This window comes from Streptomyces sp. MGP-P1, assembly GCF_057766565.1.
Genome location: NZ_JBYMEM010000007.1, coordinates 1744341 through 1769976, shown reverse-complemented (window position 1 = coordinate 1769976; position 25636 = coordinate 1744341). Strand labels below are relative to the sequence as shown.

Here is a 25636-nt window from a genome sequence, read left to right as displayed (position 1 = left end):
CCGGGCGGCGGAAGCCGGACGGGCCGGGGAGGCCCGGGTGGGGGGCGGCGGAAGTCGGACGGGCTGGGGAGGGACGGGTGGGGGCGGGGCCGCGAAAGCCGGACGGGGCCTTGGGGATGCAGGCGCGTCCGGCTTTCGGGAGGGGCTTGGGGGTGGGGTGGGTCAGTGGTTGAGGCCGAAGTTGCCGAAGGCCGGGTTGAGCAGGCCCACCACGTTGACCGTGTTGCCGACCAGGTTCACCGGGACGGCGACGGGAACCTGCGCGAGGTTGCCGCTGGCGACGCCCGGGGAGTGGGTGGCCACGCCATGGGCGTCGGCGCCGCTGTGACCGGTGGCGGAGGCGGCTCCGGCGCCGGCGGCGACGAGCCCGCCCGCGATCATGGTGATGGCGGCGGCCTTCTTCAGGTTCTTCACTTCAGGATCCTCCTAGAGAGGCTGCGACAAGCCGTCGCAGCACGCCCTGGAGAACGCCGTGCGGCCCGGAAGGATGCGCCGTACGGGTGACATACACCCGACAGTATGAATCTCAGTCCGGACGGGAACCCGTCGGCGGCGACGTCAGCCGCCCGCCGCTCCGTTGCGTACCGCCCACAGCGCCGCCTGGGTACGGTCGGCCACGTCGAGCTTCATCAGGATGTTCGACACATGCGTCTTGACCGTCTTCTCGGAGAGGACGAACGCGCGGGCGATCTCGCGGTTCGAACGCCCGTCCGCGATGAGGCCGAGGACTTCGCGTTCCCGCTCCGTGAGCGTGCTCCCCCGGCCCGTGCCGGTGCCCGCGTCGTCCTGGGCGAGCAGCGCTCCCGCGACCTCCGGCTGGAGCAGGACGTGACCGGCGTGGACCGAGCGGATCGCCCCGGCCAGGGCGTCCGGGTCGACGTCCTTGTAGACGTAACCGGAGGCTCCGGCGCGCAGGGCGGGGACCACCGTGCGCTGCTCGGTGAAGCTCGTGACGATGAGCACCTTCGCGGGGTTGTCGAGCTCCCGGAGGCGGCGCAGGGCCTCGATGCCGTCGGTGCCGGGCATCTTGATGTCCATCAGCACGATGTCCGGGCGGAGCTCCTCGGTCCGGGCCACGCCCTCCGCGCCGTCGGACGCCTCTCCGACGACCTCTATGTCCTCCTGGATCTCCAGGAACGTACGCAGTCCGCGGCGGACCACCTGATGGTCGTCGACCAGCAGCACCCTGATGATCTTGTCAGCCACCGGGGACCTCCATCTCGATCGTGGCGCCCTTGCCGGGCTCCGAGGCAACGGTGAGTCGGCCGCCGACGCTGTTCGCCCGGTGGCGCATGGAGACGAGGCCGAGGTGGCGGCCCGCCCGCCGCACGGCGGTGGGGTCAAATCCCGCCCCGTCGTCGGTGACACGGAGGACGGTGTCGGTGCCGCGCCGGGCCAGGGTGACGCTCACGCGCTCCGCGCCGGAGTGGCGCAGGGCGTTGTGGAGGGCCTCCTGCGCGACCCGGAGCAGCGCTTCCTCCTGGGCGGCGGGCAGCGCGCGCACTCCGCGGCTCTCGAAGGCGACCTCGGCGGCGTGCGCCCGGTCCAGGACCTGGATCTGGGTGCGGAGGGTGGCGATGAGCCCGTCCTCGTCGAGGGCGGCGGGGCGCAGTTCCACGACGGCGGCCCGCAGCTCGTCGACCGCCTCCGCGGCGAGGGCGGCGACCTGTTGGAGCTCGCCCTTGGCGCGGACCGGGTCGCGGTCGACGAGGGCGGTGGCGGCCTGGGCGGTGAGGCGGAGCGAGAACAGTTTCTGGCTGACCGCGTCGTGCAGTTCGTGGGCCAGCCGGGAGCGTTCCTCGGCGATGGTCAGTTCACGGCTGCGTTCGTAGAGGCGGGCGTTGGTGAGCGCGATGGCTGCGTGCTGGGCGAACATCTGGAGCAGTTCCTCGTCCTCTGCGGTGAAGCCGCAGCCGCCCTCGGGCTTGGGGCACAGCTTGTTGGCGAGGAACAGCGCTCCGATGATCTCGTCGCCGTCCGTGATGGGCAGGCCGAGGAAGTCGGACATGTCGGGGTGGGCGTCGGGCCAGCCCTCGAAGCGGGGGTCCTTGCGGACGTCGGCGAGGCGCTCGGGCTTCGCCTGGTGGAGCATCGCGGCGAGGATGCCGTGCTGGCGGGGCAGCGGGCCGATGGCCTTCCACTGTTCGTCGCTGACGCCGTCGACCACGAACTGGGCGAAGCCGCCGTGGTCGTCCGGGACGCCGAGGGCCGCGTACTGGGCGTCGAGCAGTTCACGGACGGAGGCGACGATCGTCTTGAGGACGTCGCCCACTTCGAGGTGCCGGCTCATGGCGAGGAGCGCGGCACTCACCGCGGCCAGGCCGGACGGTGGGCGATGACTCATGGGATCACCGTACCGGCGAGGGCCGCGCGGCCGTATCGGGCCGGGGTCGGTGGTGGAGGTGCGGGTGGCCTAGGTCCGGGCTGCGGTGCCCCTCCGCCGGAGGTCGTAGGACTGCCGGGGTGCGTACGCCCTGCTGAAGCGGCGGGGCGCGGGGTGTCGCACCTCGGGACGGGACGGCGCTCCAAGAGCGCTCCCTCTGGCACGGGTTCGGGGACATCCACCTCATCCCACCGGATGAGGAACGTGACGCTCCGAATTGCTCCAGCAACGAGTGGTGAGACTGCCATCCCGCTGATGTGAGCCCAGGCATAGGGCCTACGTCACTTACGAACGTACCTAGTGGGAGCATAAGGGCAATTTAGGCGGGCATACAGGGGGGTCAATTCGGGCGAACAGGACCCTCTTCCACTACGCGACTTCGTACGTCACACCTTTGCCACACGATTTTGCTGCCGCTAAGAATTGCTCTCGTCCCCGACGGAGGTAGGCACCACCACCTCCGGTCTCGTCCTCCGTGAGGACACCCTGAGCATTCGAAGAGGTAGCCCTACATGTCTGCGACTCGCATACCCAGCCGTGTCCGTCGTCTGAACAAGGTCCAGAAGATCTCCGTGGCCGGTGTGTCGGCCCTGGGCGTCGCCGCCCTGACCTTCTCGCTCGTCCCGTCGAACGCCGAGGCCGAGATCGCCCCGCAGGCAGCGGCTGCCGCCGCGCCCGTGGCCTTCACCAACGCCGCCGGCTCCGCCCAGGCCAAGACCGTGCAGAACAGCATGCTCGAGCAGCACTCCACCGCCGAGCAGCTGGTGAAGGCCGCCGACGCCGCCAAGGCGAAGGCCGCCGCCGAGACCAAGGCCGCCGCCGCGAAGGCGAAGGCAGCGTCCGAGGCGAAGGACAAGGCCGCCGCAGACGCCAAGGCGAAGGCCGCCGCCGAAGCGAAGGACAAGGCCGCCAAGGCCAAGGCGGACGCGAAGAAGCGCGGCACCGAGGCCGCGAACCGCTCCACCCCGCGCAAGCCCGTCTACGCGAACAACCTGGACGGCTGGATCCGCGAGGCCATGGCGATCATGAAGAAGGAAGGCATCCCCGGCTCCTACGAGGGGATCCACCGCAACATCATCCGGGAGTCCAGCGGTAACCGCTGGGCCATCAACAACTGGGACATCAACGCCCGGAACGGCATCCCTTCCAAGGGCCTGCTCCAGGTGATCCAGCCGACCTTCGACCGCTACCACGTGGCGGGCACCAAGAAGGACCTGTACGACCCGGTCGCCAACATCGTCGCCGCCTGCAACTACGCGGCCGACCGCTACGGCACCATGGACAACGTCGACAGCGCGTACTGAGCCCAGCCGTACACATGCCGGAGGCCGGCACCCCGAGGGGTGCCGGCCTCCGGCGTCGTTCCGTCCCGGCGGGACTCTACTTGCGCATGACCTCGGGCTCGTGGCGCCGCAGCAGGCGCGCGACCGCGATGCCGCAGATCACGCCGAGCGCGAGCAGCACGGCGATGTTGATGCCCCACTGGCTCGCGGTGTGCTCCCACAGCGGGTCGAGGTCGGTGGGGTTCTTCGGGTCCCACGGCGGCATCAGGTGCGCGAGGTCCAGCGTGGTGCCTGCCGCGGCCATCGCCCAGCGGGACGGCATCAGCCAGGCGAACTGTTCCAGGCCGGGCGACCCGTACACCTGGAAGAGCACGCCGGTGAAGACGACCTGGATGATCGCGAACATGACCAGCAGCGGCATGGTCTTCTCGGACGTCTTCACCAGCGAGGAGATGACCAGGCCGAACATCATCGAGGTGAAGCCCAGCGCGATGATCGAGAGGCAGATCTCGACGGCCGGCGGCATGATCAGGCCCTCCGCGGGCAGATCGCGGGTGGCGAAGCCGATGCCGCAGATGATCACGCCCTGGAATGCGGTGATCACGCCGAGGACGATCACCTTGGACATCAGGTACGCGGAGCGGGACAGGCCCGTGGCCCGCTCCCGCTCGTAGATGACCCGTTCCTTGATCAGCTCTCGTACGGAGTTGGCGGCGCCGGAGAAGCACATACCGACCGCGAGGATCAGCATGATCGTTCCGGCCTTGCCGTTGAACCGGGACGGCGGGTCGGGCTCGGCGAGACCGAACTCCGCCGGGATGACCACGCTGACCACGCCCAGCACGGCGGGCAGGATCAGCATCAGGCCCATGAAGCCCTTGTCGGACGCGATGACGGAGGAGTATCTCCGGATCAGCGTCCACAGCTGCGCCGTCCAGCCCTGCGGCTTCGGCGGGCGCATCTGCTGCGGGGGCGGCATGTTGACCGGCTGAGCCGCGACCGCGTCGATGTCGGCGGCGTACATCTGGTAGTGCTGCGAACCGCGCCAGCGGCCCGCCCAGTCGTAGTCGCGGTAGTTCTCGAAGGCGGAGAAGACGTCGGCCCAGCTGGTGTAGCCGAAGAAGTTCAGCGCTTCCTCCGGCGGACCGAAGTAGGCGACGGAACCGCCGGGGGCCATGACGAGGAGCTTGTCGCAGATCGCCAGCTCGGCGACCGAGTGCGTGACCACGAGCACCGTGCGGCCGTCGTCGGCGAGGCCGCGCAGCAGCTGCATGACATCGCGGTCCATGCCCGGGTCGAGGCCGGAGGTCGGCTCGTCCAGGAAGATCAGCGAGGGCTTGGTGAGCAGCTCCAGGGCGACCGAGACGCGCTTGCGCTGGCCGCCGGAGAGCGAGGTGATCTTCTTGTCCTTGTGGATGTCGAGCTTGAGCTCGGCGAGGACCTCGGTGATCCGGGACTGGCGCTCGGCCTCGGTGGTGTCCGCGGGGAAGCGGAGCTTGGCCGCGTACTTGAGGGCCTTGGTGACGGTCAGTTCCTTGTGCAGGATGTCGTCCTGCGGGACCAGACCGATGCGCTGGCGCAACTCGGCGAACTGCTTGTACAGGTTTCGGTTGTCGTAGAGGACGTCACCCTGGTTGGCGGGCCGGTAGCCGGTGAGCGCCTTGAGCAGGGTGGACTTTCCGGAACCGGACGGGCCGATGACCGCGATCAGCGACTTCTCGGGGACACCGAAGGAGACGTCCTTGAGGATCTGCTTCCCACCGTCGACCGTCACCGTCAGGTGGCGGGCGGAGAAGGAGACCTCACCGGTGTCGACGAACTCTTCCAGCCGGTCCCCGACCAGCCGGAACGTGGAGTGGCCGACGCCGACGATGTCGTTCGCGCCGATGAGCGCGGAGCCGGACTTGTGGAGCGGCAGACCGTTGACGTACGTGCCGTTGTGCGAACCGAGGTCGCGGATCTCGAAGCGGCCGTCGGGCGTCGCGTGGAACTCGGCGTGGTGGCGGGAGACCTGGAGGTCGGAGACGACCAGCTCGTTCTCCAGCGCACGACCGATGCGCATGACCCGTCCGAGGGCCAGCTGGTGGAACGTGGTCGGGCTGCGGTCGCCGTAGACCGGCGGCGCCCCCGCGGCGCCGCCCTGTCCCGGTCCGGCCGGATGCCCCGGGCTCTGCTGGTGCGGGACCTTCTGGTGCGAAGGCTGCTGCGGCGGGCCCTGCTGCTGCGGTGCCTGCGGCTGCTGCTGCCAGGCCTGCTGCGGGGCAGGGGCCTGATGCTGGGCAGGAGCTTGGTGCTGGGCAGGGGCCTGGTGCGCGGGCGCCTGCTGTCCTTGCCAGCCCGCGCCGCCCCCCTGGGGCTGGTGGTGGGGCTGCTGCACGGGTGTCTGCCGAGCACCGGCCGCGTGCCCGCCGGTGACACCGGCGCCCGCGGCGGAGCTGAGGCTCACCCGGGGCCCGTCGGTGGCGTTGCCCAGATGCAGCACCGAGCCGGGGCCGATTTCCACCTGCTGGATCCGCTGACCCCGCACATAGGTGCCGTTGGTGCTGCCGTGGTCCTCGATGAACCAACTACGGCCGGTCCAGCTGATCGTGGCATGCCGCCACGACACCCTGGCATCGTCGATCGTCAGGTCGCCCTGAGGATCACGTCCCAGGGTGTACGACCTGGACGGGTCGAGCGTCCAGGTGTTGCCATTCAATTCCAGTACGAGTTCCGGCACTCCGCGCCCCACTAGTTGTCCCCCGTGTTACCCCCATCGCAGGGAGTCTAGGGATGCTGAACATCGTGGGGAACTATTCCAGGACCAGTCCCGTATCCGAAAGTCGGGCGGGTGAAGAGCGCGCGGAGACCTGCGCGAACACCCCGATACCGGGGAGCGAAACAGCCATGGAACGGATGAAGTGCGGATGAAGAGCCGGTTACTTCGCAAAGAAGGCTCATCGACCGCATAACGTCGAAAACGAGACGGCTGGTGTGTCCGAGCGCAAGACCCGTACCGGCCAGATCCGCAACGTCCCACGTCCCCGGGCCGAGGCCGCGGGGACCGCCGCTCGGCGCGGCGGACAGCGCCGGGCCGAATTCCGTCCGGCACTCGGGACGGGCGGCCGGAGGAGCCGGTGGGACCGATACGGTGGGAGCACCATGAGCGCATCTCAGCCACCTCAGCCCCTCTCGTCCTCCGAGCCCACTGGGCCCCGCCGGGTCGACGGCCCCGGAGGCGGGGTCCCTCCGGGCGGCGACGCACCCACGCTTCTCGTCAAGATCTTCGGCAAGGACCGTCCCGGCATCACCGCCGGGCTCTTCGACACCCTCGCCGCGTACGCCGTCGACGTCGTGGACATCGAACAGGTCGTCACCCGGGGCCGCATCGTGCTGTGCGCTCTGGTCACCTCGCCCACCGCGGGCGGGACCACCGAGGGCGATCTGCGGGCGACCGTGCACAGCTGGGCCGACTCCCTGACGCTGCAGGCCGAGATCATCTCCGGTATCGGCGACAACCGCCCCCGCGGTGACGGCCGTTCCCATGTGACGGTGCTGGGACACCCGCTGACCGCGGAGTCGACCGCCGCCATAGCGGCCACCATCACCTCGACCGGTGGGAACATCGACCGTATCTTCCGGCTGGCGAAGTATCCGGTCACCGCCGTCGAGTTCGCGGTCTCGGGGACCGGGACCGCCGAGCTGCGGACCGCGCTGGCGACCGAGGCCGCGGAGATCGGCGTGGATGTCGCGGTGGTCTCGGCCGGGCTGAGCCGCCGGGCTCAGCGGCTGGTGGTCATGGACGTCGACTCCACGCTGATCCAGGACGAGGTGATCGAGCTCTTCGCGGCGCACGCGGGCTGCGAGGAGCAGGTCGCCCGGGTGACCGAGCAGGCGATGCGCGGCGAGCTGGACTTCGAGCAGTCCCTGCACGCCCGGGTCGCGCTGCTGGCCGGTCTGGACGCGTCGGTGGTGGACAAGGTCCGCAGCGAGGTACGGCTCACCCCCGGCGCCCGCACCCTGATCCGTACGCTGAAGCGGCTCGGCTACCAGGTCGGCGTCGTCTCCGGCGGCTTCACCCAGGTCACGGACGACCTGAAGGAACGGCTCGGTCTCGATTTCGCCTCGGCCAACACCCTGGAGGTGGTGGACGGCAAGTTCACCGGACGGGTCGTCGGCGAGGTGGTGGACCGGGCGGGCAAGGCCCGGCTGCTGCGCAGATTCGCCGAGCAGGCGGGGGTGCCGCTGGCCCAGACGGTGGCGATCGGGGACGGGGCGAACGATCTCGACATGCTGAACACCGCCGGGCTCGGCGTCGCGTTCAACGCCAAGCCGATGGTCCGCGAGGCGGCGCACACCGCGGTGAACGTGCCGTTCCTGGACACCGTGCTCTACCTGCTGGGCATCACCCGTGAAGAGGTCGAGGCGGCGGACGGTCTCGTCGACTGACGGCGACCCCGGGCCGCCGCCACCCCGGCCGCCGGTTTCGGATCGAGCGCGGTCGCCTCGGCCGTACGCCGTCGCCTCGGTCCCCTGCTGTCGCCTCGGTCGTACGCGGATGGGCCGGCCGTACGCGGTCGGGTCGGTCGTACGCGGTCGGGTCGGTCGTACGCGGTCGGGCCGGTCATACGCGGCGGGCCCCGACACGGGAGAGGTGCCGGGGCCCTGCGCGTTCCTGGGGCGAGCGGTACCGGGCGGCGGGTCGTCCGGCGTCCGGTACGGCGCTCAGTCGTTCGGCGTCCAGTACTCGGTGAGCTTGCCGGCCCCGTGCTCCACGCTCTTCCAGGAGCCGGGGAACTCGACCACGGCGTAGGCGGCGGTGGGGAAGCCGTCCCGGGTCATCCGGGCCAGGGCATCGCCCTCGGCCGATCCCGAGAGGGCGTCGGCGGCCGCGTGCATCCCGGGGTTGTGACCGATGACCAGGAGGGTGCGGACCTCGTCCGGGGTCTCGGTGAACAGGGCGATCAGTTCACCGAGGGAGGCCTCGTACAGCCTCTCCTCGTAGACGGTCCTGGGCCGCTGGGAGAATTCATGGACCGCCAGCTTCCAGGTCTCCCGCGTCCTGGCGGCGGTGGAGCAGAGGGCCAGATCGAAATCGATGCCGGAATCGGCGAGCTTGCGGCCGGCCACGGGCGCGTCCTTGCGGCCGCGCTCGGCCAGCGGACGCTCATGATCGGAAGCCTGTGACCATTCCGCCTTGGCATGCCGGAGAAGGACGATCCTGCGAGGTGTCTCGACGCTCATACACCTCAGCTTCGCATGAAACGCGGCCTCCGGCGCAGGGTGTTGACGTGCTCGTCCGGAGAGTCGGCGTGCTGGTCGGAGGCTGATTCGCCTCAACGGGACAGCAGCTGGAGGGTCCGCTCGATCAGCTGTCCGAGCGCGGGATCGCCGGTGGAGGCGGCCTGGGCCTGTCCGGGGCTGAGGATCATCAGCAGCAGAGCGGCGAACGCGACGGCGGGCAGGGCGACGGCCCACCAGGGCAGCCGGATCTCGACGCCGTCCGCGGCCGGTCGGTGGGACCTGGTGTGCGTCGGTGTCGGCATGTCCGCCTCCGTCAAGTCATCGGGTCGTCACCGAAGAACCTACGGACCAAAGGCGCCCGGCCCCATCCGGTGACCCACCCACTTCACCCTGACCCTGGCCCCCTAAGGGAAGGTGGTGCTAGCCCCACCCCTCGGGGTTTCAGGGTTCTCGGGCGACACGTCCGCAGGCATCAGGTCCTCCGGCGCCAGGCCCTCGGACGTCAGGACCTCTGGCGTCAGGGCGAGGCGATCGTGGCGATCACGCCGATGACTACGGTGATGAGGAGCATCGCCCCGAACACGAGGAGAAGCTTCTTCTGGCCGTTCTGGGGATTCGGATCGAGCACTGGCATGAGGTCAGTGTCGCATCTCAGCATTCGTCCTCGATCGTCCGGTCCCGGCCGGCGAGGATCCCGGCCACCATCTGGGGAATCATCAGGCCCGCCATCAGTGCGATCGGCAGCCCCCAGCCGCCGCTGTGCTGGTAGAGCACGCCGACGAGCAGCGGACCGGGGATCGAGAGCAGGTAGCCGGTGGACTGGGCGAAGGCGGAGAGCCGGACGACGCCCGCGCCGGACCGGGCCCGCATGCCGATCATGGTGAGGGCGAGCGGGAACGCGCAGTTGGCCACGCCGAGGAGCACGGCCCAGGCCCAGGCGCCGGCGGCCGGGGCGAGGTAGAGGCCGCCGTAGCCGATCAGGCCGCACAGGCCGAGGACGACGACGATGGGGCCCTGCTGCTTGAGCCGGGAGGCGACCCGGGGGATGACGAAGGCGAGCGGGACGCCCATGGCCATGGTGACCGCGAGCAGGAGTCCGGCCGTGCCGGCGGAGACCCCGGCGTCGCGGAAGATCTGCGGCATCCACCCCATGGTGATGTACGCGGCGGTGGCCTGGAGCCCGAAGAAGCAGGCCAGGCCCCACGCGGTACGGCTGCGGGTGATCCGCAGGGCCGGCGTCTCGGTGGGCGCGGCGGCCGCACCCGGAGCCAGGGCCGGCTGTCCGGGGGCCGGGGTCCGGTCGCGTACGAGGACGATCCAGGGCAGCACCGCGACGGCGGCGAGCACGGCCCAGACGACGAGTCCCGTCTGCCAGTCGCCGCCCAGCGCCCCGGTGACGGGGACGGTCACGGCGGCCGCCAGGGCGGTGCCGAGCGCCAGGGCCATGGAGTAGAGGCCCGTCATGGTGCCGACGCGGTCGGGGAACCAGTGCTTGACGATCACCGGCATCAGGATGTTGCTGACGGCGATGCCCATCAGGGCCAGCGCGCTGGCGGCCAGGAACCCGGCGGTGGAGCCGATGTACGGGCGGATCAGCAGGCCGGCCGCGATGGCGACCATGCCCGCGCAGACCACCGTGCCCGCGCCGAAGCGGCGGGCCAGGCGCGGCGCCATGATTCCGAAGACCGCGAAACAGAGCGGCGGTACGGAGGTGAGGACGCCGGCCACGCTCCCGCTCATGTGCAGCCCCTCGCGGACCTCTTCGAGGAGGGCGCCGAGGCTGGTGATGGCGGGGCGGAGGTTCAGGGCGGCCAGGACGAGCCCCACGGCGATGAGGCGCAGCAGCCAGGGTGCGGGGGCCTCGCCCGCGACGGGGAGCTTCTGGGCGCGGAGTTCGTGGGAGGTGCGCGCGGCGGGGCCGCGGTTCAGGGTCGGGGTCTGCGTCTCGTCGTCCGGCATAAGGCCATCATAGAATCATGGGATGATTGATTGTCCAATCGATCCTCTCCCCTGATCCCCCGGGTTTCCTGGGAGAATCCGGCCCCGACCCCCTCTTCGGCTCGGCGCCTCCGGGCCGGGCCCCGAGCAAGGAGCATCATGGCGCTGACGTCTCCACGGCGTTCGGCACTCGCCGACCAGGTGATCGCCCAGCTGAGGAATCAGATCACCTCGGGCGAGTGGCCGGTCGGTTCGCGGATTCCGACCGAGCCCGAGCTGGTCGAGCAGCTGGGCGTGGCCCGTAACACCGTCCGCGAGGCCGTGCGGGCCCTCGCGCACAACGGACTGCTGGACATCCGGCAGGGCTCGGGCACCTATGTGATCGCGACGAGTGAGCTGGCCGGAGTGATGCACCGCAGGTTCGCGGCCGCCGATCCGCGTCATATCGCGGAGCTGCGCTCGACGCTGGAGTCGTCGGCGGCCCGGCTGGCGGCGGCCCGGCGCACCGAGCGGGACCTGCGGCAGCTCGACGCGCTGATGGCGCGCCGCGAGGAGGCCTGGGCCTCGGGGGACGCGGAGGCGTTCGTGGCGGCGGACGCGACGCTGCACCTGGCGGTGGTCGCGGCCTCGCACAACGACGTCCTGACCGAGCTCTACGCCGACCTCGGGGATCTCCTGCGCGACTACCTGCGCGGCGACGTGGGTCCCGAGCTGCGGCCGGAGAACCATATGGACCACGGCCGGCTGGTCGAGGCGATCCGGGCCGGCGACGCGGAGACGGCGGCGGCCGAGGCGGCGAGCCATGCGCTGACCTGCCTGCCGGACCGGGTCTAGGCCCTGCCCGCGTACGGCAAAGGCACGGCGTACGGCGAAGGCGCCGCGTACGGCAAGGGCCCCGCTCGGATCAGACGGGGGCGGGACGGTGGCTGACCCACGCCGTGGCGATCTCTTTCCAGCAGCGGTCCTCCAGGCGTACGGTCCGGCCCGGCTCCACCGCGACCGCCGCCCCGTCCGCGTCGACGTCCCACCAGCGGTCGCATTCGGTGTGCAGCCGGACCAGGTCGGTGGAGGGGTAGGGGTTGTGGCAGTAGGCGACGACCCGGGAGCCCTCGACGGAGGTACGGCATTCGGAGCCGGCCGGTTCGGGCTTCGGGGGCTCCGCTTCCGTACCGGAGTCGGCTCCCCTGGCGGCGTGTACTCCCAGGGGGACGGCGAGGGCGACGGCGACCACCGGGGCGGCCAGCAGGAGACGGGTTCGGCGGCGCGTGGGACGCATGGCGATCTCCCTCCCGCAGCCTGACAAGAAGTCCGGTTCCTCCACATTCTGCGGTGGATCGGCCGACTTTTCGACCGGAGGGCCCCCGGGAGGCCACGGACCGTGAACGGCCCCCGGCCGCGTACCGCCTCCGGAGAACCGGGAGGGGGTACGCGGCCGGGGGCCGTTCGGCGGGGTGGTGCGCGGTCAGGCGCCCATCATGTGCACGCCGCTGTCGACGTGGATGATCTCGCCCGTGGTGCGCGGGAAGAAGTCGGAGAGCAGCGCGACGATGCCGCGGCCGGCCGGCTCCGGGTCGTTCATGTCCCAGGCCAGCGGGGCCCGGGTGTTCCAGACGTCGGCCAGCTCCTCGAAGCCCGGGATGGACTTGGCCGCCATGGAGCGCAGCGGTCCGGCGGAGACCAGGTTGCAGCGCAGCCCGTCCTTGCCCAGGTCACGGGCGAGGTAGCGGGAGGTGGACTCCAGCGCGGCCTTGGCCGGGCCCATCCAGTCGTACTGCGGCCAGGCGTACTGGGCGTCGAAGGTGAGGCCGACGATCGAGCCGCCCTCGCTCATCAGCGGCTTGCAGGCCATGGCGAGCGACTTCAGGGAGAACGCCGAGACGTGCATCGCGGTGGCGACGGACTCGAACGGCGTGTTGAGGAAGTTGCCGCCGAGCGCGTCCTGCGGCGCGAAGCCGATGGAGTGGACGACGCCGTCCAGGGAGCCGAGCTCCTCGCGCACCAGACCGGCGAGCCGGTCCAGGTGCTCCTGGTTGGTCACGTCCAGCTCGATGACCTTGGCCGGCTTCGGCAGCTTCCTGGCGATGCGCTCGGTCAGGGTGGGGCGGGGGAAGGCCGTCAGGATGACCTCGGCCCCCTGCTCCTGGGCCACCTTCGCGGCGTGGAACGCGATGGACGACTCCATCAGCACCCCGGTGACCAGGATGCGCTTGCCGTCGAGAATTCCGCTCATGGTGATCAGTGACCCATGCCCAATCCGCCGTCAACGGGAATGACGGCTCCAGTGATGTACGACGCGTCGTCGGAGGCGAGGAAGCGCACGGTGGCGGCGATCTCCTCGGGCCGCGCGTAGCGGCCGAGCGGCACCTGGGACACGATGCCCTTGCGCTGCTCCTCGGTGAGCACCTGGGTCATGTCGGTGTCGACAAAACCGGGGGCGACGACGTTGAAGGTGATGCTCCGCGATCCGAGTTCACGGGCCAGCGACCGGGCGAAGCCGACGAGCCCTGCCTTGGAGGCGGCGTAGTTGGCCTGACCGGCCGAGCCGAGAAGGCCGACGACCGAGGAGATCAGGACGACACGGCCCTTCTTGGCGCGCAGCATGCCGCGATTGGCGCGCTTGACGACCCGGAAGGTCCCCGTGAGGTTGGTGTCGAGGACGGAGGTGAAGTCCTCCTCCGACATCCGCATCAGCAACTGGTCCTTGGTGATGCCCGCGTTGGCGACCAGCACCTCCACGGGACCGTGCTTCTCCTCGATCTCCTTGTAGGCCTGCTCCACCTGCTCGGCGTCGGTGATGTCGCAGCGGACCGCGAGGACACCGGCATCGGTGAGCGCCTGCGGCGGCTCTCCGGAGCGGTAGGTGATCGCGACCTGGTCGCCGTTGTCGGCGAAGGCGCGGGCGATGGCGAGGCCGATGCCCCGGTTTCCTCCGGTGACGAGAACCGAGCGGCTCAACGGATCACCCTTTCCTTGGCGGTCTGGTACGTCGAAAACCTATCGGTACCGCACGCCGATCGAGGAATCGGGCCCTGACAGTGGCTTGTCCGGGGTGCTGTTGGGTTCCTACAGTCCGCGCGGGTAGGTGGTCGGCCCACGCGTCCTCGATATCCCCCGGTGCGGTCACCCTCCGGCATGGTTCACTGCCGTGGTGTATCGAGAAGGGAACTCCCTGTGCCCCACGAGGTAGATCAGTCATTTCTGGCCCTGCCGTCGCGCGCGCTGGCCGACGCGGCGCTCGCCAGAGCGCGGGCGCTGGGCGCGACCCACGCCGACTTCCGGCTGGAGCGGGTGCGCAGCGCCTCCTGGCGGCTGCGGGACGCCCGGCCGGCCGGCGCGTCGGACAGCACGGACCTCGGGTACGCGGTGCGGGTGGTGCACGGCGGTGCGTGGGGGTTCGCCTCGGGCGTCGACCTGACGATGGACGCCGCCGCGAAGGTGGCCTCGCAGGCCGTCGCGATGGCGAAGCTGTCGGCGAAGGTGATCGCGGCGGCCGGGTCGGACGAGAGGGTCGAGCTGGCGGACGAGCCGGTGCACGGTGAGCGGACCTGGGTCTCGGCGTACGACGTCGACCCCTTCTCCGTACCGGACGAGGAGAAGGCGGCGCTGCTCGCCGAGTGGAGCGGGCGGCTGCTGGGCGCGGAGGGGGTCGCGCATGTGGACGCGTCCCTGATGGCGGTACACGAGAACAAGTTCTACGCGGACACGGCGGGCACCGTCACGACGCAGCAACGGGTGCGGATCCACCCGCAGTTCACCGCCGTCGCGGTGGACGGCACGAGCGGCGAGTTCGACTCGATGCGGACCATCGCGCCGCCTGCGGGCCGGGGCTGGGAGTACCTGACCGGGACCGGCTGGGACTGGAACGACGAGCTGGAGCGGATCCCCGGGCTGCTGGCGGAGAAGATGCGCGCGCCGAGCGTCGAGGCGGGGGCGTACGACCTGGTCGTCGATCCGTCGAACCTGTGGCTGACGATCCACGAGTCGATCGGCCACGCCACCGAGCTGGACCGGGCGCTGGGGTACGAGGCGGCGTACGCCGGTACCTCGTTCGCCACCTTCGACCAGCTGGGCAAGCTGGCGTACGGCTCCCCCGTGATGAACGTGACCGGTGACCGCACGGCCGAGCACGGGCTCGCGACGATCGGGTACGACGACGAGGGCGTCGAGGCGCAGTCGTGGGACCTGGTGAAGGGCGGCACGCTGGTCGGCTACCAGCTGGACCGCCGCATCGCGAAGCTGACGGGCCTCGGCCGTTCCAACGGCTGCGCGTACGCGGACTCGCCGGGCCACGTCCCCGTACAGCGCATGGCGAACGTGTCCCTGAAGCCGGACCCGGGCGGGCTGTCGACGGAGGATCTGATCGGCGGGGTGGAGCGCGGGATCTATGTGGTCGGCGACCGGTCCTGGTCGATCGACATGCAGCGCTACAACTTCCAGTTCACCGGGCAGCGGTTCTTCCGTATCGAGAACGGCCGGCTGGCCGGGCAGCTGCGCGACGTGGCGTACCAGGCGACGACGACGGACTTCTGGGGCTCGATGGAGAAGGTCGGCGGTCCCCAGACGTATGTGCTGGGCGGCGCGTTCAACTGCGGCAAGGCCCAGCCGGGCCAGGTCGCGGCGGTCTCGCACGGCTGTCCCTCCGCCCTCTTCCGGGGCGTCAACATCCTCAATACGACGCAGGAGGCCGGACGATGAGCGGCGACCACGGAACCGGCTGGGGGTCCGGGGGTCGTCCCCCGGGTCAGCACCGTCTCAATACGACGCAGGAGGCCGGACGATGAGCCGCGTCAGCAAGCCGTACGAGATCGTCGAGCGCGCTCTGGAGCTGTCCACCACGGACGGCCTGGTGGTCATCGCCGACGAGCAGTCCTCCGCCAATCTGCGCTGGGCGGGCAACGCGCTCACCACGAACGGGGTGACCCGGGGGCGGACCCTGACCGTCATCGCCACCGTGGACGGGGCGAAGGGGACGGCGTCCGGGGTCGTCTCCCGGTCCGCGGTGACCCGGGGCGATCTGGAGCCGCTGGTGCGGGCCGCCGAGGCCGCCGCGCGGGGCGCCGATCCGGCGGAGGACGCGCAGCCGCTGGTGAGCGGGGCCCCCTCCTCCCCCGACTTCACGGACGCGCCCGCCGAGACCGGCTCGGAGGTCTTCGCCGACTTCGCCCCGGCGCTCGGCGACGCCTTCGCGCGCGCCCGGACCGGGGGCCGCGAGCTGTACGGCTTCGCGAACCACGAGCTGACCTCCACCTACCTGGGGACGTCGACGGGGCTGCGGCTGCGCCACGACCAGCCGAACGGGACGCTGGAGCTGAACGCGAAGTCGCCGGACCGTACGCGTTCCGCGTGGGCGGGCCGGGCGACCCGGGACTTCAAGGACGTCGACCCGGCGGCGATGGACGCGGAGCTGGCGCAGCGGCTGCGCTGGGCGGAGCGGCGCGTCGAGCTGCCCGCCGGCCGGTACGAGACGCTGCTGCCGCCGGCCGCGGTCGCGGACCTGCTGATCTACCAGCTCTGGTCGTCGACCGCGCGGGACGCCGTGGAGGGCCGGACGGTGTTCTCCACGCCGGGCGGCGATACGCGGCTGGGCGAGACGCTCGCCCCGCTTCCCCTCACCCTGCGCAGCGACCCGCACGCGCCGGGGCTGGAGTCGGCGCCGTTCGTGATCGCGCACTCCTCCGGCGACAGCGGTTCCGTCTTCGACAACGGACTGCCGCTGGCCCCGACGGACTGGGTCAGGGAGGGGAGGCTGGAGCGGCTGACGACGACCCGGCACACGGCGGGCCTGACCGGGCTGCCGGTCGCCCCGGCCATCGACAACCTGGTGCTGGAGGGCGGCGGCGAGCGGTCGCTGGAGGAGATGGTCGCCGCGACGTCGGGGCGGGCGCTGCTGCTGACCTGCCTGTGGTACATCCGCGAGGTGGATCCGGCGACGCTGCTGCTGACGGGGCTGACCCGGGACGGCGTCTATCTGGTCGAGGACGGCGAGGTGGTCGGCGGGGTGAACAACTTCCGCTTCAACGAGTCGCCGGTGGACCTGCTGTCGCGGGCCTCGGAGGCGGGGCGTACGGAGCAGACGCTGCCGCGCGAGTGGGGCGACTGGTTCACCCGGGCCGCGATGCCCGCGCTGCGCATCCCGGACTTCAACATGAGCTCGGTCAGCCCGGGGGTGTGACCCGCCTAGACTGACCCGTACATCCACCAGCATCTCCGCCAGTCATAAGGAGCACCGGAACCGTGACGGACATCGTCGACGAGCTGAAGTGGCGCGGGCTGTTCGCCCAGTCCACTGACGAGGACGCACTGCGCAAGGCTCTCGCGGACGGTCCCGTCACCTTCTATTGCGGCTTCGACCCGACCGCGGCCAGCCTGCACGTGGGGCACCTGGTGCAGGTGCTCACCATGCGGCGGCTCCAGCAGGCCGGGCTGAGGCCGCTCGCCCTGGTGGGGGGCGCGACGGGCCAGATCGGCGACCCGCGGCCCACTGCCGAGCGCACGCTGAACGACCCGGAGACGATCGCCGCCTGGGTGGCCCGGCTGCGCTCGCAGATCGAGCCGTTCCTGTCCTTCGAGGGCGAGAACGCGGCGACGATGGTCAACAACCTGGACTGGACCGCGGGCATGTCCGCGATCGAGTTCCTGCGGGACATCGGCAAGCACTTCCGGGTCAACAAGATGCTCACCAAGGACTCGGTCGCCCGGCGGCTGGAGTCGCAGGAGGGCATCAGCTACACGGAGTTCAGCTACCAACTGCTCCAGGGCATGGACTTCCTGGAGCTGTACCGCCGACACGGCTGCACCCTTCAGCAGGGCGGCAGCGACCAGTGGGGCAACCTCACCGCCGGCATCGACCTGATCCACCGGCTGGAGCCGGGCGCCACCGTGCACGCGCTGGCGACGCCGTTGATGACGAAGGCGGACGGGACGAAGTTCGGCAAGTCCGAGAGCGGCGCCGTCTGGCTCGATCCGGAGATGACGACGCCGTACGCGTTCTACCAGTTCTGGCTGAACGTGGACGACCGGGACGTCTCGCGCTACCTGCGCATCCTCAGCTTCAAGAGCCGTGAGGAGCTGGAGGAGCTGGAGAAGCTGACCGAGGAGCGGCCTCAGGCCCGCTCCGCGCAGCGCGCGCTGGCCGAGGAGCTGACCACGCTGGTGCACGGCGGTGCGCAGTGCGCCGCGGTCATCGCGGCGTCGAAGGCGCTGTTCGGGCAGGGCGACCTGGCCGAGCTGGACGAGGCGACGCTGAGCGCGGCCCTGTCCGAGGTGCCGGGCGCCACCGTCGCCGAGCTGGGTCCGCTGGTGGACCTGCTGGTGGAGGTCGGTCTGGCGCCCAGCAAGTCGGGCGCGCGCCGTACGGTCAAGGAGGGCGGCGCGTACGTGAACAACGTGAAGGTCCTCGACGGCGAAGTCGCGCCGGACGCCGGGGAGCTCCTGCACGGGCGCTGGCTGGTGCTGCGCCGGGGCAAGAAGAACCTGGCGGCCGTGGAGGTCGGCCCGGTCGGCTGACCCCTCCCCGCGTCACAGCGCCGCGGCCGGGCGCATGTCCTCGTGTGCCCGGTCGCGGCAGGTCCGGTCCGGCCGTCGTGCGGGTCGGTGTCCGGCACGGGGCGCCGGCCGGTTCTCACGTGACGTCCGTCAGCTTGCCTGCGCCTTGATGTGCTCAAGGACCTCCTTGAAGTCCTTGGCAGGTGAGAAGTCGATGTACTCGCAGTCCTCGAGCGCCATCGGGGCGTGCCCGGGCGGCCAGTAGAACGCCTCACCCGCTTCGTAGACCTCGTCGCCACGGGGCGTCCGCATCTTCAGACGGCCCTTGAAGAGATAGCCCCAGTGCGGGCACGGGCAGAGATCGTCGGCCAGGCCCTTGAGAGCCGGACCCATGTCGGTGCCCTCGGGAAATTTCACGAAGGCGACGGACATGTCTCCGCCGAAATCCTGAACACGCAGTTCCACTCCGGCGTCTTCGATGACGACAGGAGTGTCCTTCCGCGTCGTCGCTGTCATGATTCCTCCTTGCTCGCCTGTCGAGGGGCATGGCAAGAACTCCTCTCCTCCAGTCTGGTCCCGGGAACCGCACACCGCGAGCCCCGCTCCACCCGCTTCACCGGCCGCCCGCAGCACAGCGCCGCGGCCGGACACGCGAGGAAAGCGTGTCCGGCCGCGGCGTCGTGTGGCCCCGTAAAGTCAGGTTCGCTGTTTACGGCTGCCACGGAAGGACTGCCAGGCCATGTCGCCGAGGGCGACGACCGCCACGGCGCCCGCCAGTTGCAGCAGGTGACGGATCCAGTCGATGCCCTTGGTGTCCTCGACACCGATCCAGCCGGCCACGGCGTTGCCGAGGATGCTGCCGAGGATGCCGAACACGGCCGTCAGCCAGAGGGGGATGTCCTGCTTGCCCGGCAGGATCGCTCTGGCGATGACACCCAGCACCAGTCCCACGATGATTGCCCACAACCAGCTCATTTCGCCTCCTCGTGCGGCGCGGAGTGCGCGTCTGTCCAGAGTCGACCCGCTGTCCGGGCGGCGCATGCCCGGTTGGGCCGTCCGGGTGACCCGGCCGCCCACCGCGAACCGCCCGACCCTCCTCGTACGGCGTGCCCCGGTCTCCTGCCCGGCCGGTGCCGGGCGTACCGTGGATGCGGTCCGGTCCGGGAGCGTCCGGCGACGAGATCTGGTGGTGGAGCATGCTGCGGAAGAGCACGGGTACGGAGGTCATCCGGATCACGGGCGCCCGTCAGGGGCTGACGGACGACGTCCGCGGCCGACAGCGGCGCTATGTGATCTCGATGTCGGTGCGCACGGTGTCGGTGGTACTGGCCGCGGTGCTGTGGAACGTGGAGCGGCATGTGGCGATCGTGGCGCTGGTTCTGGGGGTGCTGCTGCCGTACGTTGCGGTGGTCATCGCCAACGCGGGCCGGGAGAACGTGACTTCGCTGCCGACGACGTTCGTGCAGATGCCGCTGCGGCCGGCGGTGGAGGCCGCTCCGGCGCCGGGCCGGGCCGAGCCCGGGGACCCCGAGGGGGCGTCCGGCGGGGCCCGGCCGCCGCACGAGCGCACCTGAACCCGGGCGCCCCGCGAAGCTCAAGAAAAGCTCAGATCAATCATGACGTTCCGGTGCACCGCACCCCGGTCCCCGTGACATACTTCGAAAGCGCTCCGCATCCCCCGTCGGAGCGACGGACCGACGCCGGGCAGCTCCCCCCGTGGCTGCTCGGCGTCGCCTTTTCTCCGGCAGGGGATGCGTCAGAAAGCTCGCGGATCACCTGACTTGGCCCGGGGAGCTCCTGACTTAGGCTGGGCCACGTGATCTTTCCCGAGACGTCCGCCGAGAGTCCCGCCGGCGCCCCGCTCTGTTCCGCCAAGGGCTGCCGGGCCGCCGCCGTGTGGGTGCTCGCCTGGAACAACCCCAAACTGCACACGCCCGAGCGGCGCAAGACCTGGCTGGCCTGCGACGAGCACCGGGAGCACCTGTCCTCGTTCCTCGGTGTACGGGGTTTCCTCAAGGACGTCGTGGCGCTGAAGGACTGGGCGGCCGGGGACGGGAAGGCGACCGAGGCCTGACCCCGTGGATCGCCGGAGGGTCTGCAACGACCCTCCGAGCTCCTGGTCCTTGGCCCTTGGCCCTTCGGTCCCTCCGGGCCGAGGTCCTGATCTTCGGCCTCTCGGCCCCTAGAGGTTCGGGCGCCTCGGCCTCAGCCGCCGATCGCCGACATCGGGCGGTCGGGCTGGAGGAAGGACGGGTCGTCCAGCCCCGAACCCGCCTTCTTGCCCCACATGGCCGTCTTCCAGAGCTGGGCAACCTCCTCGTCCGGCGCGTCCCCGCGCAGCGCCCCGCGCAGGTCCGTCTCCTCACGGGCGAAGAGGCAGGTGCGGACCTGGCCGTCGGCGGTGAGCCGGGTGCGGTCGCAGGCGCGGCAGAACGGGCGGGTGACGGAGGCGATCACGCCGACGCGGTGCGGCCCGCCGTCGACGGTCCAGCGCTCGGCGGGGGCGGAGCCGCGGGAGTCGTCGCTCTCCGCGGTGAGGGTGAAGCGGGTGCGCAGCGAGGCGAGGATGTCCCCGGCGGTGATCATGCCGTCACGCTTCCAGCCGTGCTGGGCGTCGAGCGGCATCTGCTCGATGAAGCGGAGCTCGTAATCGTGGGCGACGGCCCAGGCGAGCAGCTCGGGGGCCTCGTCGTCGTTGAGTCCCGGCATCAGGACGGAGTTGACCTTCACCGGGGTGAGCCCGGCCTCGCGGGCGGCCTCCAGGCCGTCCAGCACGTCCCTGTGGCGGTCGCGGCGGGTGAGGGTCTTGAAGACGTCGGGGCGCAGGGTGTCCAGCGAGACGTTGACCCGGTCGAGCCCCGCGGCCTTGAGGGCGGCGGCGGTCCGCTTGAGTCCGATGCCGTTGGTCGTGAGCGACATGCGGGGGCGCGGGGTGAACGCGGCGCACTGCTCGACGATGGAGACGAGACCGGGACGGAGCAGGGGCTCGCCGCCGGTGAAGCGGACCTCGGTGATGCCGAGCGAGGTGACGGCGATACGGATCAGGCGCACGATCTCGTCGTCGGAGAGCAGCTCGCTCTTGCCGAGCCACTGGAGGCCCTCTTCGGGCATGCAGTAGGTGCAGCGCAGATTGCACTTGTCCGTGAGTGACACGCGCAGGTCGGTGGCGACCCGGTCGTAGGTGTCGATGAGCACAGTCGGTCCCTCCCCCGGGGTGTCCGCGGTGGTGCGGTCGCTCTGGTGGCCTCTTGTTCCTTCCGAGCCTACGTGAGACGTGTGACATCGGGGGGGCTCGTTTGCCACGAGGTGCGGCGGGGCCGCGTCGTAGGACTCTACGACGCGGCCCGGCCGCGGGTGGCGGCGGTGAGCCGAGGGCCCCTCGGCGATGGGCCGAGGGAGGGTCCTCGCGGTGTGCTCAGTGGGCTCCGATGCCGGTGAGGGACTTGACCTCCAGTTCGGCGTACTTGTCCGTGTCGGGCTTCTCCTTGGAGAGCAGCGAGCCGACCCAGCCGAGCAGGAAGCCGAGCGGGATCGAGATCAGGCCGGGGTTCTCCAGCGGGAACCAGGCGAAGTCGACGCTCGGGAACATCGAGCTCGGCTTGGAGGAGACGACCGGCGAGAACAGCACCAGCAGGACGGAGGAGGCGAGGCCTCCGTAGATGGACCAGAGGGCCCCCTGTGTGGTGAAGCGCTTCCAGAAGAGGCTGTAGAGGATCGTGGGCAGGTTGGCGGAGGCGGCGACCGCGAAGGCCAGGGCGACGAGGCCGGCGACGTTCAGGTCGCGGGCGAGTGCGCCGAGGCCGATGGAGACGATGCCGATCGCGACGGTGGCCCAACGTGCGGCGCGGACCTCTTCCTTCTCGGTGGCCTTCCCCCTGCGGATGACGTTGGCGTAGATGTCGTGCGCGAAGGACGAGGACGAGGCGAGGGTGAGTCCGGCGACGACGGCGAGGATGGTCGCGAAGGCGACGGCGGAGATCACGGCGAGGAGGATGGCGCCGCCGGTGGATCCGGAGCCGCCGCCGATCTCCAGCGCGGCGAGCGGCGCCGCGGTGTTGCCCGCCTTGTTGGAGGCGATGATGTCGTCCGGCTTGAGGATCGCCGCCGCGCCGAAGCCGAGCACGATCGTCATCAGGTAGAAGGCGCCGATGATGCCGATCGCCCAGTTCACGGACTTACGGGCGGCCTTGGCGGTGGGCACGGTGTAGAAGCGGATCAGGATGTGCGGCAGCCCCGCGGTGCCGAGGACCAGGGCGATGCCGAGCGAGATGAAGTCCAGCTTCGAGACGTTGTCGACGCCGTACTTCAGACCGGGCTCCAGGAAGGCCGCGCCCTTGCCGCTGTTGCTGGCGGCGGTGCCGAGCAGGTCGGAGATGTTGAAGTTGAACTTCAGCAGGATCAGGAAGGTGATGAGCAGGGTGCCCGCGATGAGCAGGACGGCCTTGACCATCTGCACCCAGGTGGTGCCCTTCATGCCGCCGATGGTGACGTAGAGGATCATGAGCACGCCGACCAGGGCGACGATGAGGATCTTCCCGGCGTCGCTGGTGATGCCGAGCAGCAGCGAGACCAGGACGCCCGCGCCGGCCATCTGCGCCAGCAGGTAGAAGATCGAGACGACGATCGTGGATGTGCCGGCGGCGGTACGGACGGGGCGCTGGCGCATCCGGTAGGCGAGGACGTCGCCCATGGTGTAGCGGCCGGAGTTGCGCAGCGGTTCGGCGACCAGGAGCAGGGCGACGAGCCAGGCGACGAGGAAGCCGATGGAGTACAGGAAGCCGTCGTACCCGAAGAGGGCGATGGCTCCGGCGATGCCGAGGAAGGACGCGGCGGACATGTAGTCGCCGGAGACCGCGAGTCCGTTCTGGAATCCGGTGAACTGCCGACCGCCCGCGTAGAAGTCGGATGCGCTCTTGGTCTGGCGGCCTGCCCACACGGTGATGAAGAGGGTCGCCACGACGAAGGCGGCGAACAGCGTGATGATCAGCGGCCGGTGCTCGCTCGCTCCCTCGGTGGCGGCGAGCTGGACGGTGGGGTACAGGGCGTGGGCGGCGCTCACAGGTCGGCCTCCATACGGGACTTGATCGCGTCGGCCTTGGGGTCGAGCTGGGTGGCGGCGTGCCGCGAGTAGAGCCAGGCGATGAGGAAGGTGGTGGCGAACTGGGCGAGTCCGAGGACGAGTGCCATGTTGATGTTGCCGACGACCTCGGTGGCCATGAATCCGCCCGCGTAGTTGCAGAGCAGGACGTAGAGCAGATACCAGGTCACGAAGGCGATGGTCAGGGGGAAGGCGAAGGAGCGGTGGGAGCGGCGCAGGTCGGCGAAGTCCGGGCTCGCCTGCATCGTGACGAACGCCTCGGTGGTGGGCTGGGCGGGGCCGGTGGGCGAACCGCCCTCGGGCGGCGGTGCATCGGTAGCCACGGAATCTCCTCGCGACGCGGGTGCGGTGATCTGGGGGGCGGTGGGTGTCAAGGGAAGCCTCGTTACCGACGGGAACGGTGATGTGCCTCCTGGACAACGGCACGGAGGGCGCGACGAAGCGGTTCACCGTGTCTTTCGCCTTCCCGGAGGTGTCGTGGTGCGCCCGGTTGCCCGGAAGTTACCCGTTCGCATTCAGCCGCACAGGTCACTCTTCGAACTCACTTGCCCGTAAGCGTTGATGCATCGGGATGATCAGCGATAGCTTCACTCGTCATGTACGCGACCGGACACGCCAGGTGTCCGGATCGTTCGGCACGGATGATGTGGAGACCCCATGGCTCATCTGGCATCGAGACGGACCCGCGCGCTCGCGGTGCCCGTCGGGCTCGCGCTGACCGCCTCGCTCGGCTTCCTGCCGACGGCGACGGCCACGGCGGCACCCACCGGGGAGCAGGCCACCGCGAGTGTGCGGACCGACGGGCCGAAGCTGTCCTACGTGGTCAACACCCGGGGCGGCCACGGCACCGTCAAGAACGTCAAGAAGGCGATCGCCAAGGCGGGCGGCACCGTCGTCATCGCCTATGAGCAGATCGGCGTCATCGTCGTCCACTCGCAGAACCCGGCCTTCGGCGAAACGATTCGCCGGGTACGTGGCGTGGAGTCGGCGGGCGCCACCCGCACGAACCCGATCGTGCCGCAGGCCACCAAGGACGTCGGCGCGATAGCGCAGCCGCTCACCGCCGAGCAGGCGGCGGCCGCCGCCGCGGACGCGCAGGCCGGCGAGGATCCGCTGGAGCCCCTCCAGTGGTCGCTGCCCGCGATCAAGGCGGACAAGGCGCACGAGAAGTCGCTGGGCTCGAAGCGGGTGACGGTCGCCGTCATCGACACGGGCGTCGACGACACCCATCCGGACCTGGCCCCGAACTTCGACAGTGGCGCCTCGGCCAACTGCGTGTCGGGCGCGCCGGACACCACCGCCGGCTCCTGGCGTCCGGCGGCGGGCGAGAGCGACCACGGCACGCATGTGGCGGGCACCATCGCCGCGGCGAAGAACGGCGCCGGGGTCACCGGCGTCGCCCCGGGCGTGAAGGTGTCGGGCATCAAGGTGTCGAACCCGGACGGGTTCTTCTACACCGAGGCCGTCGTCTGCGGGTTCCTCTGGGCCGCCGAGCACGGCGTCGAGGTGACCAACAACAGCTACTACACCGACCCGTGGCTGTTCAACTGCAAGAACGACCTCGACCAGGGCGCCCTGGTCGACGCCCTCACCCGTGCCGTGAAGTACGCGGAGCGCAAGGGCACGGTCAACGTCGCGGCGGCGGGCAACTCCCGCCACGACCTGGCGCTCGACGCGATCGAGGACAAGACCAGCCCGAACGACACCGAGCCGGTCACGCGGACCATCGACCCGAGTGCGTGCCCGGACATCCCGACCATGCTGCCGGGTGTCGTGACGGTCTCCGCGACGGGTGCGAAGGGCCTGAAGTCCTCGTACTCGAACTACGGCAAGGGCATCATCGACGTGGCCGCCCCGGGCGGTGACTCGACGATCTACCAGACCCCCGAGGCGCCGGCCGTCAACGGGCTGATCCTGTCGACGCTGCCGGGCGGCAAGTTCGGCTACAAGGCCGGTACGTCGATGGCGTCCCCGCACGTCGCGGGCGTCGTGGCGCTGATCAAGTCCAAGCACCCCTACGCCTCGCCGGCCGCGGTGAAGGCGCTGCTGACGCTCCAGGCGGACGCGAAGGCGTGCGGTGAGCCGTACGACATCAACGGTGACGGTGTCATCGACGCGGTGTGCGAGGGCGGCAAGAACTACAACGGCTTCTACGGGGCCGGTAATGTCGACGCGCTGGACGCGGTGCGCTGGTAGGCACTGGCACTACGAGCGAGAAGCGAGGGC

25 protein-coding genes are annotated in these 25636 nt (G+C 70.4%); 9 read left to right on the top strand and 16 right to left on the bottom strand.

Annotation, left to right across the window (positions count from 1 at the left end; all coding sequences use genetic code 11):
• Nucleotides 1-162: 162 nt before the first annotated feature.
• The 3 genes from AC3CH1_RS29435 to AC3CH1_RS29425 all read right to left on the bottom strand — a co-directional run bounded on the left by AC3CH1_RS29435 (nt 163) and on the right by AC3CH1_RS29425 (nt 2344).
• Entirely contained in the window at nt 163-414 is a 252-nt protein-coding gene (locus AC3CH1_RS29435; RefSeq protein ID WP_488465668.1) for a chaplin, read from the bottom strand.
• 144 nt (nt 415-558) lie between these two features.
• Nucleotides 559-1206, bottom strand: coding sequence for a response regulator (locus AC3CH1_RS29430; RefSeq protein ID WP_488465667.1), 648 nt, complete (start codon nt 1204-1206; stop codon nt 559-561).
• The gene (locus AC3CH1_RS29425; protein ID WP_488465666.1) at nt 1199-2344 is read right to left on the bottom strand and encodes a GAF domain-containing sensor histidine kinase; all 1146 of its coding nucleotides are present in this window, start codon (nt 2342-2344) and stop codon (nt 1199-1201) included. The genes AC3CH1_RS29430 and AC3CH1_RS29425 overlap by 8 nt, the downstream gene beginning before the upstream one ends.
• A 551-nt stretch (nt 2345-2895) precedes the next feature.
• On the opposite strand from AC3CH1_RS29425, the gene AC3CH1_RS29420 reads away from it, so the two are divergent.
• A complete protein-coding gene (locus AC3CH1_RS29420; RefSeq protein ID WP_488465665.1) occupies nt 2896-3687 on the top strand; it encodes a transglycosylase SLT domain-containing protein in 792 nt (263 codons plus the stop codon).
• Nucleotides 3688-3763: 76 nt separating this feature from the next.
• On the opposite strand, the gene AC3CH1_RS29415 is transcribed toward AC3CH1_RS29420, so the two are convergent.
• On the bottom strand, nt 3764-6397 hold the full coding sequence (locus tag AC3CH1_RS29415) for an ABC transporter ATP-binding protein/permease (protein ID WP_488465664.1): 2634 nt from the start codon (nt 6395-6397) through the stop codon (nt 3764-3766).
• Nucleotides 6398-6807: 410 nt separating this feature from the next.
• Here AC3CH1_RS29415 and serB point away from each other — a divergent pair, with 410 nt between their 5' ends.
• Nucleotides 6808-8094, top strand: coding sequence for a phosphoserine phosphatase SerB (gene serB / locus AC3CH1_RS29410; protein ID WP_488465663.1), 1287 nt, complete (start codon nt 6808-6810; stop codon nt 8092-8094).
• 276 nt (nt 8095-8370) lie between these two features.
• On the opposite strand, the gene AC3CH1_RS29405 is transcribed toward serB, so the two are convergent.
• The 4 genes from AC3CH1_RS29405 to AC3CH1_RS29390 all read right to left on the bottom strand — a co-directional run bounded on the left by AC3CH1_RS29405 (nt 8371) and on the right by AC3CH1_RS29390 (nt 10848).
• Nucleotides 8371-8889, bottom strand: coding sequence for a SixA phosphatase family protein (locus AC3CH1_RS29405; protein WP_488465662.1), 519 nt, complete (start codon nt 8887-8889; stop codon nt 8371-8373).
• 92 nt (nt 8890-8981) lie between these two features.
• On the bottom strand, nt 8982-9191 hold the full coding sequence (locus tag AC3CH1_RS29400) for a hypothetical protein (protein WP_488465661.1): 210 nt from the start codon (nt 9189-9191) through the stop codon (nt 8982-8984).
• Between the two features lie 215 nt (nt 9192-9406).
• Complete coding sequence (locus AC3CH1_RS29395; RefSeq protein ID WP_007446146.1) at nt 9407-9523, bottom strand: SGM_5486 family transporter-associated protein; 117 nt, start codon at nt 9521-9523, stop codon at nt 9407-9409.
• 17 nt (nt 9524-9540) lie between these two features.
• Nucleotides 9541-10848, bottom strand: a complete 1308-nt coding sequence (locus AC3CH1_RS29390) for a CynX/NimT family MFS transporter (RefSeq protein ID WP_488465660.1) — start codon at nt 10846-10848, stop codon at nt 9541-9543.
• 138 nt (nt 10849-10986) lie between these two features.
• On the opposite strand from AC3CH1_RS29390, the gene AC3CH1_RS29385 reads away from it, so the two are divergent.
• On the top strand, nt 10987-11661 hold the full coding sequence (locus tag AC3CH1_RS29385; protein ID WP_488465659.1) for a FadR/GntR family transcriptional regulator: 675 nt from the start codon (nt 10987-10989) through the stop codon (nt 11659-11661).
• A gap of 70 nt (nt 11662-11731) precedes the next feature.
• On the opposite strand, the gene AC3CH1_RS29380 is transcribed toward AC3CH1_RS29385, so the two are convergent.
• The 3 genes from AC3CH1_RS29380 to fabG all read right to left on the bottom strand — a co-directional run bounded on the left by AC3CH1_RS29380 (nt 11732) and on the right by fabG (nt 13782).
• Nucleotides 11732-12103 (bottom strand): hypothetical protein, encoded by a 372-nt coding sequence (locus tag AC3CH1_RS29380; protein WP_488465658.1) that lies wholly within the window; start codon nt 12101-12103, stop codon nt 11732-11734.
• Between the two features lie 186 nt (nt 12104-12289).
• Complete coding sequence (fabI, locus tag AC3CH1_RS29375; protein ID WP_488465657.1) at nt 12290-13057, bottom strand: enoyl-ACP reductase FabI; 768 nt, start codon at nt 13055-13057, stop codon at nt 12290-12292.
• A gap of 5 nt (nt 13058-13062) precedes the next feature.
• Nucleotides 13063-13782, bottom strand: a complete 720-nt coding sequence (gene fabG, locus AC3CH1_RS29370) for a 3-oxoacyl-[acyl-carrier-protein] reductase (RefSeq protein WP_488465656.1) — start codon at nt 13780-13782, stop codon at nt 13063-13065.
• Nucleotides 13783-13998: 216 nt separating this feature from the next.
• Between fabG and AC3CH1_RS29365 the strand changes: the two genes are divergently transcribed.
• From AC3CH1_RS29365 to tyrS, 3 genes are all read left to right on the top strand, one after another.
• The gene (locus AC3CH1_RS29365; RefSeq protein WP_488465655.1) at nt 13999-15522 is read left to right on the top strand and encodes a TldD/PmbA family protein; all 1524 of its coding nucleotides are present in this window, start codon (nt 13999-14001) and stop codon (nt 15520-15522) included.
• Between the two features lie 82 nt (nt 15523-15604).
• The gene (locus AC3CH1_RS29360) at nt 15605-16999 is read left to right on the top strand and encodes a metallopeptidase TldD-related protein (RefSeq protein WP_488465654.1); all 1395 of its coding nucleotides are present in this window, start codon (nt 15605-15607) and stop codon (nt 16997-16999) included.
• 62 nt (nt 17000-17061) lie between these two features.
• Nucleotides 17062-18333: a tyrosine--tRNA ligase gene (gene tyrS, locus AC3CH1_RS29355; RefSeq protein ID WP_488465653.1), complete on the top strand. Its 1272-nt coding sequence runs from the start codon at nt 17062-17064 to the stop codon at nt 18331-18333.
• Nucleotides 18334-18462: 129 nt separating this feature from the next.
• Here the strand turns inward: tyrS and AC3CH1_RS29350 are convergent, their stop codons facing one another.
• Together AC3CH1_RS29350 and AC3CH1_RS29345 are read right to left on the bottom strand one after the other, a co-directional pair.
• A complete protein-coding gene (locus AC3CH1_RS29350; RefSeq protein ID WP_488465652.1) occupies nt 18463-18828 on the bottom strand; it encodes a cupin domain-containing protein in 366 nt (121 codons plus the stop codon).
• Nucleotides 18829-19008: 180 nt separating this feature from the next.
• The gene (locus AC3CH1_RS29345; protein WP_402012661.1) at nt 19009-19287 is read right to left on the bottom strand and encodes a GlsB/YeaQ/YmgE family stress response membrane protein; all 279 of its coding nucleotides are present in this window, start codon (nt 19285-19287) and stop codon (nt 19009-19011) included.
• Between the two features lie 221 nt (nt 19288-19508).
• Between AC3CH1_RS29345 and AC3CH1_RS29340 the strand changes: the two genes are divergently transcribed.
• Nucleotides 19509-19886, top strand: coding sequence for a DUF3099 domain-containing protein (locus AC3CH1_RS29340; protein WP_488466764.1), 378 nt, complete (start codon nt 19509-19511; stop codon nt 19884-19886).
• Between the two features lie 242 nt (nt 19887-20128).
• Nucleotides 20129-20386: a hypothetical protein gene (locus AC3CH1_RS29335; RefSeq protein WP_488465651.1), complete on the top strand. Its 258-nt coding sequence runs from the start codon at nt 20129-20131 to the stop codon at nt 20384-20386.
• A gap of 131 nt (nt 20387-20517) precedes the next feature.
• Here AC3CH1_RS29335 and moaA read toward each other — a convergent pair whose 3' ends face one another.
• The 3 genes from moaA to AC3CH1_RS29320 form a co-directional block, all read right to left on the bottom strand.
• On the bottom strand, nt 20518-21507 hold the full coding sequence (gene moaA, locus AC3CH1_RS29330; RefSeq protein ID WP_488465650.1) for a GTP 3',8-cyclase MoaA: 990 nt from the start codon (nt 21505-21507) through the stop codon (nt 20518-20520).
• A gap of 220 nt (nt 21508-21727) precedes the next feature.
• On the bottom strand, nt 21728-23371 hold the full coding sequence (locus tag AC3CH1_RS29325; protein ID WP_488465649.1) for a solute symporter family protein: 1644 nt from the start codon (nt 23369-23371) through the stop codon (nt 21728-21730).
• Nucleotides 23368-23733 carry a DUF485 domain-containing protein gene (locus AC3CH1_RS29320; protein ID WP_361867702.1) on the bottom strand — a complete coding sequence of 122 codons (366 nt, stop codon included), beginning with the start codon at nt 23731-23733 and terminating at the stop codon, nt 23368-23370. The genes AC3CH1_RS29325 and AC3CH1_RS29320 overlap by 4 nt, the downstream gene beginning before the upstream one ends.
• 334 nt (nt 23734-24067) lie before the next feature.
• On the opposite strand from AC3CH1_RS29320, the gene AC3CH1_RS29315 reads away from it, so the two are divergent.
• Nucleotides 24068-25606 carry a S8 family peptidase gene (locus AC3CH1_RS29315; RefSeq protein ID WP_488465648.1) on the top strand — a complete coding sequence of 513 codons (1539 nt, stop codon included), beginning with the start codon at nt 24068-24070 and terminating at the stop codon, nt 25604-25606.
• Nucleotides 25607-25636 lie beyond the last annotated feature (30 nt).